14 protein-coding genes are annotated in these 17,716 nt (G+C 56.9%); 7 read left to right on the top strand and 7 right to left on the bottom strand.

Annotated elements, in window-relative coordinates; all coding sequences use genetic code 11:
• The first annotated feature begins 532 nt into the window (after positions 1-532).
• Together ACLQMU_RS08520 and ACLQMU_RS08515 are read left to right on the top strand one after the other, a co-directional pair.
• Positions 533-1,573, top strand: coding sequence for a histone deacetylase family protein (locus tag ACLQMU_RS08520; RefSeq protein ID WP_422150452.1), 1,041 nt, complete (start codon positions 533-535; stop codon positions 1,571-1,573).
• Positions 1,574-1,789: 216 nt separating this feature from the next.
• Positions 1,790-2,554, top strand: a complete 765-nt coding sequence (locus ACLQMU_RS08515) for a response regulator (protein WP_424040544.1) — start codon at positions 1,790-1,792, stop codon at positions 2,552-2,554.
• A 295-nt stretch (positions 2,555-2,849) separates the two neighbouring features.
• On the opposite strand, the gene ACLQMU_RS08510 is transcribed toward ACLQMU_RS08515, so the two are convergent.
• Together ACLQMU_RS08510 and ACLQMU_RS08505 are read right to left on the bottom strand one after the other, a co-directional pair.
• Entirely contained in the window at positions 2,850-4,103 is a 1,254-nt protein-coding gene (locus tag ACLQMU_RS08510) for a Coenzyme F420 hydrogenase/dehydrogenase, beta subunit C-terminal domain (protein WP_424040546.1), read from the bottom strand.
• Positions 4,104-4,105: 2 nt separating this feature from the next.
• The gene (locus tag ACLQMU_RS08505; RefSeq protein ID WP_424040547.1) at positions 4,106-5,965 is read right to left on the bottom strand and encodes a molybdopterin oxidoreductase family protein; all 1,860 of its coding nucleotides are present in this window, start codon (positions 5,963-5,965) and stop codon (positions 4,106-4,108) included.
• 66 nt (positions 5,966-6,031) lie between these two features.
• Between ACLQMU_RS08505 and ACLQMU_RS08500 the strand changes: the two genes are divergently transcribed.
• Both ACLQMU_RS08500 and ACLQMU_RS08495 read left to right on the top strand, forming a co-directional pair.
• Positions 6,032-6,358 (top strand): hypothetical protein, encoded by a 327-nt coding sequence (locus ACLQMU_RS08500; protein WP_424040549.1) that lies wholly within the window; start codon positions 6,032-6,034, stop codon positions 6,356-6,358.
• A gap of 1 nt (position 6,359) precedes the next feature.
• Positions 6,360-7,037, top strand: coding sequence for a hypothetical protein (locus ACLQMU_RS08495; RefSeq protein ID WP_424040550.1), 678 nt, complete (start codon positions 6,360-6,362; stop codon positions 7,035-7,037).
• Here ACLQMU_RS08495 and ACLQMU_RS08490 read toward each other — a convergent pair.
• Positions 7,034-7,969: a hydantoinase/oxoprolinase family protein gene (locus ACLQMU_RS08490; RefSeq protein ID WP_424040551.1), complete on the bottom strand. Its 936-nt coding sequence runs from the start codon at positions 7,967-7,969 to the stop codon at positions 7,034-7,036. The two genes, ACLQMU_RS08495 and ACLQMU_RS08490, sit on opposite strands and share 4 nt — an antisense overlap.
• Positions 7,966-8,853 carry an ATP-grasp domain-containing protein gene (locus ACLQMU_RS08485; RefSeq protein ID WP_424040553.1) on the bottom strand — a complete coding sequence of 296 codons (888 nt, stop codon included), beginning with the start codon at positions 8,851-8,853 and terminating at the stop codon, positions 7,966-7,968. The genes ACLQMU_RS08490 and ACLQMU_RS08485 overlap by 4 nt, the downstream gene beginning before the upstream one ends.
• A gap of 111 nt (positions 8,854-8,964) precedes the next feature.
• Between ACLQMU_RS08485 and surE the strand changes: the two genes are divergently transcribed.
• Both surE and rpiA read left to right on the top strand, forming a co-directional pair.
• Positions 8,965-9,771 carry a 5'/3'-nucleotidase SurE gene (gene surE / locus ACLQMU_RS08480; protein WP_443673656.1) on the top strand — a complete coding sequence of 269 codons (807 nt, stop codon included), beginning with the start codon at positions 8,965-8,967 and terminating at the stop codon, positions 9,769-9,771.
• Between the two features lie 312 nt (positions 9,772-10,083).
• On the top strand, positions 10,084-10,797 hold the full coding sequence (rpiA, locus tag ACLQMU_RS08475; RefSeq protein ID WP_422150366.1) for a ribose-5-phosphate isomerase RpiA: 714 nt from the start codon (positions 10,084-10,086) through the stop codon (positions 10,795-10,797).
• Here rpiA and ACLQMU_RS08470 read toward each other — a convergent pair.
• The 3 genes from ACLQMU_RS08470 to acs all read right to left on the bottom strand — a co-directional run bounded on the left by ACLQMU_RS08470 (position 10,777) and on the right by acs (position 14,360).
• Positions 10,777-11,151 carry an ArsR family transcriptional regulator gene (locus ACLQMU_RS08470; protein WP_422150365.1) on the bottom strand — a complete coding sequence of 125 codons (375 nt, stop codon included), beginning with the start codon at positions 11,149-11,151 and terminating at the stop codon, positions 10,777-10,779. The genes rpiA and ACLQMU_RS08470 overlap by 21 nt on opposite strands.
• Positions 11,152-11,359: 208 nt before the next feature.
• Positions 11,360-11,920 (bottom strand): TATA-box-binding protein, encoded by a 561-nt coding sequence (locus ACLQMU_RS08465; RefSeq protein ID WP_422150364.1) that lies wholly within the window; start codon positions 11,918-11,920, stop codon positions 11,360-11,362.
• A gap of 544 nt (positions 11,921-12,464) precedes the next feature.
• The gene (gene acs, locus ACLQMU_RS08460) at positions 12,465-14,360 is read right to left on the bottom strand and encodes an acetate--CoA ligase (RefSeq protein WP_424039984.1); all 1,896 of its coding nucleotides are present in this window, start codon (positions 14,358-14,360) and stop codon (positions 12,465-12,467) included.
• Positions 14,361-14,642: 282 nt separating this feature from the next.
• Between acs and ACLQMU_RS08455 the strand changes: the two genes are divergently transcribed.
• Positions 14,643-16,706, top strand: a complete 2,064-nt coding sequence (locus ACLQMU_RS08455) for an acetate--CoA ligase family protein (protein WP_422150362.1) — start codon at positions 14,643-14,645, stop codon at positions 16,704-16,706.
• Positions 16,707-17,716: the final 1,010 nt, after the last annotated feature.

Here is a 17,716-nt window from a genome sequence, read left to right as displayed (position 1 = left end):
ATTGGGAGGATACCCTCAATCCAGGCTCAATTCAGCCCCCGATTGATACCTGACCCTACCAAAAGAAGCCCGTATCGGGCTCCGTTTAAAAATAACCTCAAATCAGCCTTATTTTTCAAATCGGACAAATTAAAACGGACCCGATAAGGGGGTTATTTTGGCAGATCACAGGTAGAATTGCCACTTGGACGATCCGGAATAAAGAGGCCGCCAGAATGCGAATATGGGGCAGTAAAAGGCATTATATGGGGCTCAATTTAAGCGTATTTTGTCAAACAGAGAGATTTGTGGGCTCTGATTTTAAGGAAATGGGATCGGACGATTTTACGGGCGTTTTTTCATAGGTTCCCCGGTGGAAACTGCATACGATCACTCCGCATACGCTTTGTCGATGAGTTCCCGGTAGAACCGGGATATCAATCGATTTCGCACACCACGCCGGTTCTGCCCGGTACCTGCATGACCCGGCCATAATGTTCATCTGGTCGCCGCCCGATTACCTGCTTGTCCGATCCGGGGCCGGTTGTCCCATATGCAATGCGCCGTCATCACCGGGCCGGTCTTTGATCTCCACGACTGCCCGGGCCATCCCGAATCCGCCGAGCGCCTTCATGCCAGTCTAGCCCACCTGCCGGCCGGGACACTTATTCTCGATCCCGTGGCGGCGGCCGAAGAGGACCTCGCACGCGTCCACCTGCCCGGGTACCTCGCATGGCTGCGCCGCCTCTCCCCTCGTTCTGTTACTGAAGATCTGTCCGGCAGAGACACCAGCACCAGGGGCCAGGCCAGGAGAGCTGTGGAGGTGTCGGGTTTCATCGATGCGGACACCTACTTCACCCCGTGGACGTACGGGGTGGCGACCTATGCGGCCGGGGCTGCATGCATGGCAGCGGAGCGGGCACTCGAAGGGAAAAGTTCCTTCGCGCTTGTCCGGCCGCCGGGCCATCACGCCCTGCCCGGCCGGGCGATGGGGTTCTGTCTCGTCAACAATGCAGCGGTCGCCGCGGCAAAAGCACTCGGCTCCGTGGACCGCGTCGCGATCGTTGACTGGGACGAGCACCATGGGAACGGGACACAAGAGATCTTCGAAAAGAGCGCGCGGGTGCTGTACTGTTCCGTTCACACGGAGGGCATCTTCCCCTACACCGGTAAGGCCACCGAAACCGGCACCGGTGCCGGTGCAGGGTACACAGTGAATGTCCCGCTGCTCCACGGGAGTACTATCGGGGATTACGCGCATGTCTTTACGGAACTCTTCCTCCCGGCACTCGAACGGGCAAAACCGGATCTCCTCATTGTCTCAGCGGGACAGGATGCTCTTACCTGCGACCCGCTCAGCGTGATGGAACTTTGCCCGGCGGATTACGGCACGCTCGCCGGGCTGCTGCTGGACGCAACCGGCCTTTGCCCCGCATTTGTCCTCGAAGGTGGATATGGAGCGTCCCACCCTGAGGCCATCAACGCCATCCTCCGGGCAGTGGGAGGGGAACGAAGCACGGAACCGGTGCCGGCACCCACGGACGCAACCCGGGCACGGGTGCGGTTGTTCCGGAAACTGCATGGGTTCGGTTAAGAAAAACCGGGACGAAAATCGGATGATCCGGTTCGTCAGGGTATCCGGGCAGGGGGCAGAAAAAGCGGGGACGACGTTTTTTTTCCGGAGATTGTTCGACAGGGCAGCAAACACGACCTGGTTATCTGGCCCTTATTGAGGAATTATACAAAGCCCAAATTTTAAACAGCCAGATGATAATATTCACCATATTAATCTAAAGTCTTCTGGTGATCTATGACCCATCCTCCCCGTATCCTGATCGTCGATGATGATCCCATTATCACCCGTCTCCTTGCAACGATGCTCCAGAAGAAAAGGTTCAATGTGGTCGGGACCGTCACCTCCGGTGAGGAGGCCATTATAAAATCTGCAGAGCTGAATCCCGATCTGGTGATGATGAACACTAACCTTTCCGGAGCGCTGGATGGCATAGATGCAGCCTATTACATCTTCCAGCTCTTCCATTGCCCCATCCTCTTCATCACGGAGATCCCGGATGAGAAGCGGCTGGAACGGGTCAAATACGCGGAGCCATACGGGATCATTTTCAAGCCGTTCACCGAAATCGAGATCACGACGAACGTGGATCTTGCCATCTACAATCACGGCAACCGGCCAAACAGTCCGGAGCAGTACCCCATGGGCGACCCGAAAAAGATCATGGATGTGCTCGAGGGGATCTTCATTATGGATAAACGCGGCCGGATCATCTTTTTCAATACGTATGCAACGTGGCTTCTCGATATCCCGGCCGGACAGATCATGATGAAACACTGGCGGGAGGTCCTGATGCTCATCAATGCCACGACCCACGAGGAAATCAAAGATCCTGTTTCAGATGCCATCAACCATCTGGCCGGTGTTTTTTATGATACGTACACTGCGATGGTGACGACGACGTCCAAATGCCGGCAGGTGAAGGTAGCCGTGCGTCCGATCTTAGACACTCACGGAAAGCTCCTTGCCGCCATTATGTCCATAAAAGAGAAATCACCATAAATCCAACCCCGGACAGCTGACAACCCTGTTGCAGCACGGCGGGAGTTTTCATGGACCTCCCTATCAGGCAGGCATCCAACAAGGTCGCACAGGCTGCAATTCCCACCTTCCCGGAAAGGAGCCAGGTTTACCGAAAGCCTATGGCGAAGCCCTCAAAAATATTCAGCCTGGTTTGTTTTTAGAATTTTACAAGAGTGACAGGGGGTCAGGACGGGGCTCTCGAGAGGAGAAGGTAAAACCCTAAGGGTCCGAAAGACGGTATCTCCATCGATTAAAAAAAAAGATTTGGAAAAAATTATTTCTTCGGGACCGGGTTGAACACGTTCTCGTAGATCATGTCGCTGCCGGTGTTTCCGAGACGGGCACGCTCTTCCCTCTCCTCGACAAAGGCCATGAGCGGCAGCTCCATGTTGATACCCGGGATATGGCCGAACATCTTCTCGAGCTCGACCTGCTGGGCATGCATGAAGAGGGCGTTTGGGATCTCTGCCGGGCAGAGTTCCTGGCACTGGCCGCAGTTCACGCAGGAGTCCGCAATGTGGGCGAACCGGATCAGGTGGAACATGAAACTTGGCGGAACTTCGCCGGGTTTCACGTAGACCGGGTTTTTCGTGGTGCAGTCGACACAGTAACAGATCGGGCAGGCGGAGATGCACGAGTAGCACTTGATGCACCGTAAGGTCTCTTCCATGATCTTCTTGAGCCGCTCCTTTCCTTCACCAAGGCCCTCGAAGTCCTTCTTGCGCCACTTCTCGCCGAGCTTGAGCATGGCACCCTCGACCTTTCCGCGGATCTCAAGGCCCTTGGGGTTTGCTGCCTCGGTCGCGAGGAGGCCCTTCTTCACGGCACTGTCCAGGAGGTTCGCGCCTTTTTCGCTGCATACCTCGACAAAGGTCGCCTTGCCGGCACGGGGCCCGATAACGCCCCAGTTACCGCACGCGAGGTCTGCCTGTCGTGGCACTTTCATTTTGCAGCGCCGGCAGTTGGAACGGCGGCCGTAGCCGTGCTCCTCGAGCTCGTCGACGGTGATACCCTTGTGTCCGCCTTCGTACTCGATGATGAACTGGCCCTTGTCGATCTCTTCCTTGTGGACCGTGTCCGGGTCGACGCCGTACTTGTCGGCGATCATCCTGCGGGCAAGCACGGGACTGACCGACCCGCCGCAGTTGACGCCGATCATGAAGATGTTGTCGAGGTTGATCTGCTTGCGCTTCGCAAGTTCGTAGAATGCCATCGCGTCGCAGCCCTTGACGGTGACCCCGATCTTCATGGCTTCTGCGCCATTCAAATACTTCTTGATGAGCTTGGGCAGGAGGAGCGTACCGCAGTGGAGCGAGCCGGCGGTTGATGCGAGCTGTGCCGGATCGGTCACGAGCGTCGGCTTTGCATCGTAGAGATCCTTGCCCTTGGAGATGACCAGCACCGCGTCAACGGTCTTGGTCTCGAGCGCGTGTTTCCACAACGAGGTGACCGCGCCACCGAGCTCGGCCTTCTTCTGGATCTCTGCGTCGTTTGTCCACGCGTAGAGCATGTCGCCTTTCTTTGTCATGGTTAGTTCCCTCCTGTGGATTTCTCGATTTTTACAACTGCAGAGCCGATGGCCGCGTGCACCGAGACGACACCTTTCTTGATATCTTTTGTCACATCGGCTGCAAGCTCAACCGAGCCGGTCTTTCCGGTGACTTTGACAAGCGAACCGTTCAGGACGCCCAGCGCCTTTGCATCGTCGACATTGATCTGGACTTTTGGCTCGGGCCACTCGCGCATGATGGACTCGGTGTGTGAAGAGAGCGTGCCCATGGGCCACTGTGCGGCCACCGCAAACGGGAACTCGCTCGTCGCTGCCTCGACACCCTTGTACTCGACTGCGGCAAATGCGGCCTTGCCGTCCTTGGTGCCGAACTTGTCCGCGTACAGGATCGCGGTACCGAACACGCCGCCGGCTGCCGGCCACTGGACCGCCTCGGGCTTCTCGAGTTTCGCATACGTGATGCCCGCATAGGCGGGGACTGCCTTTGCGATCTCGCCAAAAATGGCTTCTGCATCCTTGAACGCAAAGTCCTTCTCGTGTCCCATCGCCTTTGCAAGTTCACTTATGATCTGCCAGTCAGCCTTTGAGGAGCCGACGGGTTCGATGGCTTTGCGGATCCGCTGGACCCGGCGTTCAGCGTTGGTGACCGTGCCGTCGCGCTCTGCAAAAGATGCGGAGGGCAGGACGACATTCGCCTTTGCGGCGGTTGCGGTCATAAAGAGGTCCTGCACAACCAAAAAGTCGAGCTTGCCGAGGGCATCGGCAACATGGGCGCCTGCGGATGCAATGTTCTCGCCGACCACGTAGAGCGCCTTGATCTTGCCGGCTGCTGCCGCATCGATCATGGCCGGGACAGAGAGGCCCCCTTCGCCGGGGACTGCGCCGACATCGGCTGCCCCCTGTGCGTTGCTCTTGCCGCGGAGAAGGTTGACTCCCGTGCCGGCATTCCCTACATTGCCGGTGACCAGCTGGAGGTTTGCCAGGGCCCGGATCAGGTCCCCGGAGCCTGCGCCAGCAGAGGTGACAACCGCTGCGGGCTGGGCTGCGGCAAACATCTCGGCAGCTTTCGTGACGAGTCCGGCATCGATACCGGCTGCCTTTGCGACCGCGTCGGGTGTGCAGGAAGCAGCTGCTGCCTTTGCCTTCTCGAAATCTTTCGTGTGCTTTGCGATGTAGTCCTTGTTTTCCTTGCCGGCCTTGACAATCGCGGTGATGATGCCGTTGACGAATGCCACGCCGGTGCCCGGGTTGCAGGAGATGTGGAGATCTGCAAGGCGTGCGGTAGCCGTGGTGCGGGCGTCAGCGACGATGATCTTTGCGCCGTTCTGCTTGGCGATAATGATCCTGCGGCCTGCGAGAGGGTTCTCCTCTAAAGGATTGCTCCCCACGATAAGGATCGCCTTTGCATCGCTTAAGTCGGCGAGCGAGTTGGTGGTGGCACCGTTGCCGAATGCATCGGCAAGGCCCTTGACCGCATCGGCATTGCAGCGCCGGCCGCAGTAGTCGATGTTTGCTGTCTTGAGCACGTTCGCCGCGAAATTCTTTAAGACAAATGAGTCCTCGTTGCTGTTCCGGGCGGAAGCGACAACACCGACGGCGTCGCCCTTGACCGCTTTGAAGGCATTGGCGATCTCCTTGTAGGCGTCTTCCCAGCTGGCTTCCACGAACTTGCCGTCCTTCTTGATGAGCGGCGCCACGAGGCGGTCAGGGCTGCTGACAAACTCGTAGGACTTGTTCCCGCGGATACAGACCTTGCCCTCGTTGACCGGGTTGCGGTGCCAGGGGGATATCCCGACAAACCTGCCGTCCCTGACGACAAGGTTGACACCGCACCCGTTGCCACAGTAGGGACAGGTGCTTGGTACGTATTTGAAATCCATGTTCTAACCTCGAACAAAAATGGTCTGTCACGAACATATTTAATGCTGATCAAATAGAACAAAAATATGATGATTATTAGTGGGTTAAGGTACCCGCTCCCCGGTAAAAAGCATTCACGGGAGCGTCCGCCTACCCGCCGCCGGTACGGGGCATCGTCGTACGAGCCACTTGTCGGGTCTTTCGGTGGTTCCAAGCGGGTTGTGCAGGCCGGGCGCGCATCTGAAAACTGGAGAGAAACGTACGCCTGCCTGCCGGAAGTGGCCGATAGTCGTTATTTCCTGCAGGAGTTTTATCTTCAAAATGCGGAAAAACGCCGGGTGCAGCGGCAGGATACCGGGGATCAGCTCCGGAGCCTGTACCGGTCGCACATGCCGGACCGGAGATGCCGGTGAGATGAAACCCCCCCGCATTCCCCCGATGCTGTCCACGATCGTCCAGGCCGGGCTCGTGGCAGTCGATAGCGCGACCTTTGGCGAGCTTGCGGCCTGCCCGGCCTGCGGCGGGCCGGTCTCGGGATACGATACCCGTAAAAAAGTGTTTGCGGTCGTCCGGGAGAACGACCGGGAACGCACCCTCAGGGTAGCCGTGAAGCGGTTCTCCTGCCGGGGCTGCGGCCGTATTGTCAATGCGGATGAACCGTTCTACCCGGGTACCCGGATCGGTTCGCCGGTCGTCGATCTCTGCCTGACCTTATCGACCATGATGCCGGTGAACCGTACAGCGGCATACCTTGATGCTGTGGACATCATCGTGGACCGGACCAGCTGCCGGCAGTACGTGAGAGAACGCGACCGTAGTGTCCTCTCGACCGAACTCTTTGGTGTCAGGATCCCGCTGTCTGTGATCTCACTCTCCACCCTTGCGGCCCGGGCCGGACAGGGCGGTCCCGTAAGCGGGGCAGAAGTTCTCGCTGCCTGTGGTTTCCCATCCGCAGGTGGGGCAGCGCTTCACCTGCCGCCTCCCGAGAACCGGGAAGAGCGGGATGCAGAGGAAGAGAAAAAAGAACGGCATATGCAGGCTCCAGAGCACGGCCGTGATGCCCAGCGATCCGGCAAGGAAGACGAGACTTAGTTTCCACGTGTCCGTAATGCCACCTCCCGGACCGCGTGGGCGGGCAGCGCTGCCGCAGCCGGCCCGAGATCCTGTGCAAGATTTATGCCGCCGCATTCACGGGTAAAGAGTGCAGCACCAATACCGGCCACGACAACTGATGTCGCGCTGCGTTCATCCGCCACGCGACGTACGGTGTTACAGACCAGCGCCCGCTGCCGGTCCCAGAATGCCTCTGCAATCTGCATGGCCCCGGCATTCCCAATCTCTCCAAGGTCAGCGCAGACCACCCGGGCAAGCCGGCGCAGGGATGCGGCAGGAGTCTTTTCCCCGCGGTCCGGTGCGTCACAGGAATACTCATCGGCCGCGATATGGCCGAGCACAAGGTGGACATCGGCACTCGTGGCAAAATACTCGGTGCTGACCGGAGTTGTGGTCCCCCCGATGTTCACCGAGGAGATGAGCGTCGCCACCGGTGTCCGCAACATACCGGTATAGACGAGATACCCTTTCTGCAGCCGCGCGAGATCCGAGAGGCCAAGCAATGCAGGGAAGCGGAAGAGCGGGATAATATCCACGGTCGTGCTCCCGACATCGAGCAGCACCGCAGCCGGGTACTTCTCACGCAGAAAGTCCGCGGAAGCCAGCCAGTTTGCGGCGGCAAGCGCCGGCACCGGGCCGTTGTGGAACGCTGCGTCGGTGCCGTAGAACCGGGCGGCCGGGAAGACCTGCCGTACCGCATCGACAATAAATTCGATCCCCTGCAGCTTGTTCCCGAAACAGTCGGCAAGCTCACCGCTCATCACGACCGCAGCGGGAGTATCCCTGCCGGATGCGTACGGGCGGAGCAGATCAGTGAGCGGGGCGCCGGACCAGAGCGGGCAGTAATGGATGTGGACACCGTTTTCGTCCACGACCTTGAGGTTCGCCCCCCCCACATCGATACCGATCATGCGGGCGTGACCGTCCCGTACGTGTCGAACCGCACTTTCCCGGTAAGGTGCACTTCCCGTGGTGCGTTTCCGTGCGAGGCACTGACCAGCAGCGCGGCGATCTCCTCTTTCATGCAGGCGGCGATCCCGACAAGGCTCGTGGTGATCCGGGGGTTCACGTCCACGACATAGATCTTGTCAGCGACAACGACGTCGACGCCGCAGTATCCCTGGCAGCCGAGCACCGTCACGGCTTTTACTGCGATACCGATAATCTCCTGCTCCCGTGCGGGATGGACCGGGGTCTCCCCGCCGGAGTAGGTAAATGCGCCATCCGTACTGGTGGCAATAAACTGCCGGTTGACCGCGAGGACGAGCGGCGGGTTGCCGGAGAAGTACAGGCAGGCCTCACCCACGACCCGGCTCATGATAAGGCTGACCGAGTAGTGCTCCCCCTCGATATACTCCTGTGCGAATTCTCCCGTACCGGGGGGATCCATCGTAAGCCGCACGCCCTGCGCACCGCACCCGGCCACCGGTTTTACCACATGCCGGCCGCCCGCAGCATCGGCAGGCACCGGGATACCGTGGCTTTTGAGGAGTTTTTCCGTCGTGACCTTGTTTGCACAGAGCGCGGCGTTCATGCTGCCACAGCCGAGGTTGTGGGAGTACTGCTCGACCAGGAGGGTAAATTTTGCGAGCAGGTGGTCGGGTGCGATCACGAGCCCCATGTCGCACGTGGGAGCGAGCCTTACTATCTCATCGTAAAAATCTCCGGGCCCGGGAAGCACAACCTCGTACCCGCACCTGGTAAAACTCTTGTGCAGGATGTCAAGCATCGCCGCCCCTTCGGGAGCAAGGGCTGGATCGCGGGCAGTCGTGTACTCGGCAAGCAGGACGTTCATCGCAGGTACTATTGCACCCGCATAAAATTACCCTATCCGTCCCTTTTGTATTTTCGCCCGGCCCAGATAGGTGAGTTATTTGATAAGGCGGTGCCAAAGAGTACCCGTGTTATGAAACCCGCGATCCTGCTCACCAATGATGACGGCGTGAACTCCCTTGGCATCTGGGCGGCCTACGAAGCGCTCGCCCCGATCGCGGACGTGACGGTAGTCGCGCCGGCGACCCAGCAGAGCGCGGTCGGCCGCTCGATCTCGATCTTCGAACCCATCCGGGCGAACAAGATAAAGATCAACGGTATTCACGCATGGGCGGTCGCGGGCAAGCCAACCGACGCGGTGATTATCGGCCTGTACGCGCTGAAACTTGCGCCTGCGCTCGTGGTAAGCGGGATTAACATCGGCGAGAACCTCTCGTATGAATCGATCATGACTTCGGGCACGATGGGCGCAGCGCTCGAGGCCTCGAACCAGGGGACCAAGGGAATCGCGTTCTCCCTCCAGGTGGAGGACCAGGGGGACAAGTTCGATGATCCCGGCCAGTCGGCGCAGAGCTTTGACGAGGCAAAAAAGGTGGTACGGGACGTCGTCGGGCGCGTGCTTGCATCGGGGTTCTGCCCGGGCGCTGACGTGATCAACGTGAACATCCCTTCGAAGGTCAGCGGGGGCTACGAGGTGACCCGGCTCGCCCGCAAGCTCTTCCGTACCGGTGTCGAAAAGCGGCTCGATCCCCGGGGCCGGCCGTACTTCTGGATCAACGGCCCGCTCCTTGAGGATGCCGAGGAGGGAACGGATGTGCATGCGGTCAGGAAAGGCAATGTCTCTATCACGCCCATCACGCTTGACTGCACCGCGTATGCGGCGGATGAAGAGGCGAAGAGGATCTTTTTGGATGGAAGTCAATTGCCGGAGCTTATCTAATCTGTTAAAAGATGGGTTTTTCTTTTTGTTAAAATATAAATTCCGGTGGACGATCCTGCCTGTTACGGTTGTTATCACGTTGACCCCAAAATACGATGGACGCCGGCCCCCGAATGGGCGCCCCCGCGGCGGATCAGGGAAAGTAAAACCACACTCGCCCCGCCGTGCCCCGGAGGGGCCCTGAGGCGGGGAGGCATCGTTATTTCAATAAATGATTTCCCTATAAGCGAATGGGATTTGGATCCTTCCCATTTCTCCTAACTTTTCCCTTCACCAGTTTTAATTATCCCGGCACCGAACCCTATCATTGTCATGTCTGGCACAACTGAAGCAGTTGCCGCGGCGAAACGTGCGGCGGGATATCAGGCAGCGGATATGGTAGAGGACGGCATGGTAATCGGCCTTGGGACCGGCTCCACTGTCTTTCACGCCATTGAATGCCTCTCGGGCCGGATCCGGGACGGGCTCTCGGTTGCGGGTGTCCCGACCTCATACCAGACGGCAATGAGGGCACGGGAATACGGGATTCCCTTAACCACGCTGGATGATAACCCGGTGCTCGATCTCGCCATTGACGGCGCCGACCAGGTCGATCCGCAGCTGATGATGATCAAGGGACGCGGCGCAGCGCATACCCGGGAAAAATGCGTAGCTGCCGCGGCCTTCCGGTTCATCGTGGTTGTCGATGAAGCCAAAATGGTCCGGCGGTTGTCCGGTGTGGTGCCGGTCGAAACAATCCCGTTTGCAACAAAAACTGCAATGGCGCAGCTGCGGGGGCTGGGCTGCCGGCCGTTCATCCGCGAAGCGGTAAAAAAGGACGGCCCGGTCATCACGGACAACGGGAATTTTGTTGTCGACTGCCAGTTCGAGGAGATCCCGGATCCTGCCGCGCTTGAAGCAGCACTTGCGATGATCCCCGGTGTTGTCGAGAGCGGGCTCTTTACCCGGTTTGCCGGGAATACGACGGTTATTGTCGGCACCGAAAAAAAATGTACGGTACTGACATCAGCTGATGTAGTCCCGTAATTTCTGAATCATGGCGAGCTGATTGGTCGCCTCTTTCTTTTTCTCTTTCTCGATACTGTCCATGATATCCGTGATGGGCTTTGCAAGTTCGTAAATCTTGACCGGGCGTCCTTTGCTCTCGGCCTTGCTCTCGCGGCTGGAGATCCAGCCCTGGTCCATCAGGAAACGCATGGCGATACTTACTTCAGGCTGGCGCAGGTCGGTTCCGCGCTCGATCGCGCGGGAAGTCGCTTCCGGGATGTTTGCCAGGAACACCAGCACCTTTGCCACGTTCTTCTTAGTTCCGATTTCGATAAGGAGGTTTGCGAATTCTTCCTCCTTCTCCGTGAAATACATTACATTCTCAGTTCTCATGCAATCTCCTCCACACTATTAGGTTCAATTTTGCATTACAATTTATCTTATAAAAGATATATATTCCCTGTTATTGACATTCAATAAGCATTACTTTTATATACAATAGTTTATTTTCCCCCTGAAAATAATAACAGAATTCTTAATGTATCCTGGTTAAACTCCCGACAGGAGCTGCCGTCACGGCCAAAGACCGCATCAAAAAGAATTACATCAGGCCGAGGCTGCGGAGATCGGCCAGGATCTTGACCACGGCTTTCTTCGCGTCCTCAGGCTCTTTGCCGCCGGTGATAATCAGTTTTCCCGAACCAAAGAGAAGGACTACTACCTTGGGGTTTTCGAGCCGGTACACGAGCCCCGGGAACTGCTCGGGCTCGTACTCGATCCGGTCAAGGTTAAACCCTACGGCAATTTTATTCAGGTTGATCGCCGTCGCCAGATCGGCCGATGTGACAATATTCTGAATCTTGTAGGTGAGTTTTTTCGGAATATCGATATCGAGGCTGCGGAGCTGGTTTCCAAGAATCGTAAGCCCTTTTGAAAGGCTGTCGACGCTTTTTGCACCGGTCAGGACCACCTTTCCCGAACCGAAAACAAGCGCGGCGATCTTGGGATTCTGCATACGAAGGACGACGCCGGGGAAACGTTTCTTGTTATATTCGGCATCCTTGATTTTGGATGCAAGTGCCGGCAGATCGAGGTAATCGGTCACTTTCGCAGAAGCAACGATATTTTCTATCTTAAGGGAATCCTCTGGTTTGACTTTCATGATACATCACCTGTTTCATAGGCTGTCTGTTTCACGGCCGGGAAGATTGTTTCACCGGTAACCCCATATATAAAGCATATAAAGAAAGGGAAGCGCGGTATAAAAAGGCATCGGGTTAACGGCGGCCTCTGGATCCGTGCATGAGACAGAGGAGTATCCTGTTTTTTTTAACCGGATCGCGTAGGATCATTTTTGGAAAAATGGGCTCTGTTGAAAACTTTTTTTTTAGATAAGGTCCCCCTTCGAGCCACTTTGTCTCCTGATGGGGACGGAGCGCAGTGTGTTGCCTCGGTATTATCTGTACAGAAAATCCCTGCATTTTTTTGTACAGGTAATATAGCACTATCGCAAACAGGGGATGCCCGAGCGGCGGGGGCGGAGGCATAAATGCCGGAGTCCCCGAGCGTCAGGGTAAGGAATCAGATGATTTCCACAGAGCCGAAAAGGGGTAAAACCCGGCGGGCATCAAAGTATCCTGAACGCTTTTGTGAGGGCTAAAAAGCCGGTTAAAAAAAAAACTGGCCTGTCCCTGCCAGCGCCCGCGTCAGTCATCGAGCGTGGAGATGTCGCCGGGATCCATGCCCATCTCCTTTGCCTTGAGGATGCGCCGGACGATCTTGCCGCTGCGGGTCTTGGGGAGGGAGTCAGTGAACTCGATCTCTGATGGCATGGCAATGGGACCGAGCGTGATCCGCACGTGGTAGATCAGTTCGTTTTTGAGTTTATCGCTCGGAGTATGGCCGACACGGAGCGTGACAAACGCCTTGATGGTGTTTCCCTTGAGGGGATCGGGCTTCCCGATCACGGCGGCTTCTGCGACTGCCTTGTGGGAGACCAGCGCACTCTCGACCTCGGCGGTACCGATGTTGTGACCGGAGACAATGATGAGGTCGTCGGATCTGCCGATCACCATGATATAGCCGTCCTCTCCCCGGATTGCAAGGTCGCCCACAACATAGCAGCCGGGGATGGTCTCCCAGTACTTGCGGTACCGTTCATCGTTGTTGTAGATAGTCCGCATCATCGCCGGCCACGGCTGCCGGATCACAAGAAATCCGCTCTTCCCGGGTTCGACGCTTTTCCCCTCTTTGTCCACCACGTCTGCCACAACGCCCGGAATGGATTTTCCCGCGTATCCAGGGCGCATGGGTTCGCCGAGCACCGTGGTCACCATGTGCATCCCGGTCTCGGTCTGCCACCAGGTATCCACGATGGGGCACCGGTCCTTTCCGATCACATGGTAGAACCACTCGAATGCCTCCGGGTTGAGAGGTTCGCCGACCGACCCCAGCACGCGCAGGGAGCTGAGGTTGTATTTGTCGGGCCACTCGCGGCCTAATTTCATGAACATCCGGATCGCAGTCGGCGCAGTATACAGGATGTTAACACCGTACTCCTCGACAATCTTCCACCAGACCCCCGGGTCCGGGTAATCGGGCGTGTTCTCCGCAATAAGAACGGTGGCGCCGACCGAGAGCGGCCCGTAGACCACATAAGAATGGCCGGTGATCCAGCCGGGGTCTGCGGTACACCAGTAGACATCGTGCTCCTTTATGTCGAAGATATACTTGGTCGTATAATAGACGCCGACCATGTACCCCCCGCAGGTATGAACAATTCCCTTCGGGGCACCGGTCGTCCCGCTCGTGTACAGGATAAAGAGCGGGTCTTCTGAATCCATGACTTCGGCCGGGCAATCGGCATCCACATCCGCCATCACCTCGTAAAAATCGATCTCCATTTCGCTGTGGAGTTCGACCGGGGTGCGCTGCTCCCGGCGCAGGACGATGAGGTGTTCGACCATCGGGGCGTCGATAATGGCCTCCTCGATAACGTGCATGAGAGGAATTGCCTTGCCCCGTCGGATCGCCATATCGGCCGTGATAACAATCTTCGCGCCTGCGCCTGTGATCCGCTGGTTGAGGGCTGCCGCACCATACCCGCCGAACACGACGGAATGGACGGCCCCGATACGGGTGCATGCGAGCATGGCAATGATCTGCTCGGGAATGACCGGTATGTAGATGCAGACCCGGTCGCCTTTTCCCACCCCGAGTTTTTTCAGGCCGTTTGCAAACCTCTGGACCTCGCGGTACAGCTGCCGGTAGGTAAAAACCCGCTCCTCGTCCAGGCGTTCGCCTTTCCAGATCAGCGCCACCTTATTTCGCCGGTCGCCCAGCACGTGCCGGTCAAGGCAGTTGTAGGTGATGTTGGTCTTGCCGTTCACGAACCATTTCGCGTACGGGTAGTTCCACTCGCTGACCTTGTCGTAGGGGGAGAACCAGTGGAGTTTCTGTGCAATGTGGTCCCAGAATTTTTCCGGGTCCTTGACAAATTCATTGTAGGTCCAGGTATAATCCCCCATCCAGCTGTGCACCCGGTAGGAAGGGTCCGGTGTATAGTACTTCGCATCCTTGCCGGAATCTGCGCTTTTGTCCATAACGTACTCCTAATCTACATTATCAATAATGATGAATTAAAGTTAATCTTTGCGGTCAGAATGGTCAAAATCGCTCAAATATTCGTCCGTTTAACCTATATCGCGCATTGCTTACAATTCAGCACATTTAAATGAGGACTCGCCAAATTTCTTATCATATCGTTTAATCCGGGTATGCACCGGTGTCCTCCCGTGGACCTTTCTCACCTGCATGCCGGAAACAAGTTTGTGGAGATTGACACGCGATGAAAATCTCCGTACCCATGATTCGAGGTGAACGTTGTGACCCAGAAGATGCTCTCTGAAGCTGAAGGATATGACATTTTACGGAAATACGAGATCCCGGTCCCCGAGTACCAGATCGTGAAAAACGGCGAGGATGCAGCTTTTGCGGCCGAGAAGATGGGGTGCCCGGTAGTTATGAAGATCATTTCCCCGCAGATCGTCCACAAGAGCGACGCGGGCGGTGTGATGGTCGGTATCGGCAGCCGGAAGGCGGCGCTGGGCGCATTCACCAAGATCATCGATAATGCGAAAGCCTACGATGCCGCGGCGGAGATCGAAGGCGTAATGGTCGAGCAGCAGGCAGAGCCCGGCCTCGAGCTGATCATCGGCGGGAGGACCGACCCGGCCTTCGGGAAGGTGCTCACGTTCGGGATGGGCGGCACGATGGTCGAGCTCATGAAGGACATCACGCTGCGCATCCTGCCGGTGACCGAAGACGAGATCCGGCAGATGGTCCGCGAGATCAATGGGTACCCGCTCATCGCCGGTTACCGGGGTGCCAGGCCCCGTGACGAAGAGGCCCTCATACAGATTATCGCAAATGTGAGCCGCTTCTTTCTGGAGAACGATCATATCGTGGAGTTCGATATCAACCCGCTCAGGCTGTACGAATCCGGTGCCTGTGCGGTGGACGCCCGCGTGATTGTAACGGAAACCGTGCATGAGGTTGAGCACAAAGAGCGCGTCCCGGTACCTATCGAATATTTCACCCCGCGTTCGATCGCCGTGATCGGCGCTTCGCAGGACTCGTCCAAGATGGGGTACGCCGTCATGCACAACCTCCTGCATTTCCCGGGACAGCTCTACCCGGTCAACAACAAGCGTGCGGAGATCCAGGGACTCAAGGCATACCCCACGATTACCGCCATCCCTGCCCCGGTCGATCTCGCCGTCATCACGGTCCCGGCCATCCATGTGCCGGCCGTTGTCGAGGAGTGCGGGGCAAAGGGTGTACCCATGGTCATCATCATCACCGCCGGGTTCAAGGAGATGGGCCACGAGGGCAAGGCACTCGAGGACCGGGTCGTGGCAATCGCGAAAGGGCACGGGACACGGCTGATCGGGCCCAACTGCCTCGGTGTGATCGTGCCCCCGCGGGGCATCGATACGACCTACGTCCACCAGTCGCCAAAACCCGGGAACATCGCATTCATCTCTCAGAGCGGTGCCATCATCAACACGGTCGTGGACTGGAGCCTCGCGAAAAATATCGGGTTCTCGAACGTCATCTCTGTCGGCAACCAGTGCGACCTCGACTTCCTTGACTACCTCCGGTACGTGGAAAAGGATCCCAAGACGAAAGCGATCATCATGTACATCGAGCAGATCACGGACGGCAAGGCATTCATGGAGGTCGTCTCCGAAGTGGCGAAATCCAAGCCGGTCATTGCGATCAAATCCGGTTCCTCCCGCAGGGGCCAGGTGGCAGCGTCCTCCCATACGGGGTCGCTCTCCGGCTCGTACGAGGTCTACATGGAAGCGTTCCGCAAGTCCGGCGTTATCGCGGTTCACACGCTGACCGGTGCGTTCCTTGCGGCACAGGTGCTCGCCCATCCCAAACGCTATCCCAAGGGGAAGCGTGCGGTCGTCATCACCAATGCCGGCGGGTTTGCCGTACTCTCATCGGATTATGCGGAGCGGTACGGTATCGAGCTCATCGATCTCCCCGCGGGGGTCGTCGACGAACTCAACGAGTTCCTCCCCGATTTCTGGAACAAGGGGAACCCCATTGACCTTTTGGGCGATGCCACTGAGAAGCGCTTTGAAAAGACCTTTGAAGTGCTCGCACAGCACGGCGATCTCTGGGACATGGCCTTTATCGTCGGCTTCCCCAACCTTGTGCTCTCCTCGGAGCAGCTGGCAAAACAGATCCTGAAGTTCTCGGATCACACCGACAACCGGCTGATCGCGACGCTCCTTGGCGGCGACTCAATGAATGTCGGCCGCGAGATGCTAAAAGAGCACAGCATCCCCAGTTTCGATGAACTCGACTTCACCTACCGGGTGATGGGTCGCGTGCTCTGGCAGATGTTCCGGGTCAAGGCGCCGGGGCTGCTCTGAAGAAATCCAGTACTCTTTTTTCGGAATCTTCAACCAGTGAACCGATCTTTTTTCAAAATCTTCAGCTGCGAATCTGATCTTTTTCCGGAATGTTCGCGAACCCTGCCGAACGTTTTTACAAAAATCCGGTAACCTTGCCGGGCATTTTCCGGAAAGTTTGCTGACCTTATCGGGCATTTTTACAAAAGTTCGATAACTTCACCGGACTTTTTCCGAAAAGTCCGGCAGGGCGCCCAGATGGTACAGATGGAGAACTGCATGTCCGGATCGCGATTTTTTCAGGAAAAGTCCGGCAACCTTACCGGACTTTTTTAGAAAATCTCGATAACTTCACCAGATTTTTTTGGAAAAGTTCGCTGACCTTACCGGACTTCTTTAGGAAAACTCGATAACTTCGCCGGCTTTTTTGGAAAAAGTTCGACTCAGCTGCTGAAGATTTCCCAAAATGATCAAATAACAAGCTGAGGATTCCGGAAAAAGAACGACCCGGCAATTTTCAAAAAAGATTGCCCCCCTGCCACCCCGCTTTACGATCCGCAAAAATATAGCCGGACCCCCTCCCGCATTTTCTCCGTCGTAGAATGTCCTCCCCGAATACCCCCCCATTGGTAAATCCGGGCCCGTAAAACCGTCCGATTCCCCTGCCCGAAAATAAAACCGATTATATGCCCCAATTTGCCAAAATAAGCCCAAATTGAGCCCCATATAATACCCTTTAAAGCCCTATAGAAGCCCTATTAGCGGCCACTTTTTTCTCCATCAACCAAAAACCCATCCGGGCCTGAAAACGGCCCTCAAAACGCTTCTATGAGAACTTTTTATTTCGTCCGATTGCCAAAATACGGCCGATTTGGGCTTATTTTTAAACGGAGCCCGATACGGGCTTCTTTTTGATCTGAAAATGGGTAATCGGAGGCCAGATTGAGCCCGGATTGGGGTAGACCAGTACCACTCCCTGCACACCAGATAGGAGGGTGATGGCATCCCTCTCCCACCGCCCTTGTCCGCTT

The sequence above is a fragment of the Methanoregula sp. genome (genome assembly GCF_052325125.1).
In the GTDB taxonomy this organism is placed as follows: Archaea; Halobacteriota; Methanomicrobia; order Methanomicrobiales; family Methanospirillaceae; genus Methanoregula.
The sequence above is the reverse complement of the archived record's forward strand: the minus strand, read 5'-3'. Positions and strand labels throughout refer to the sequence as shown.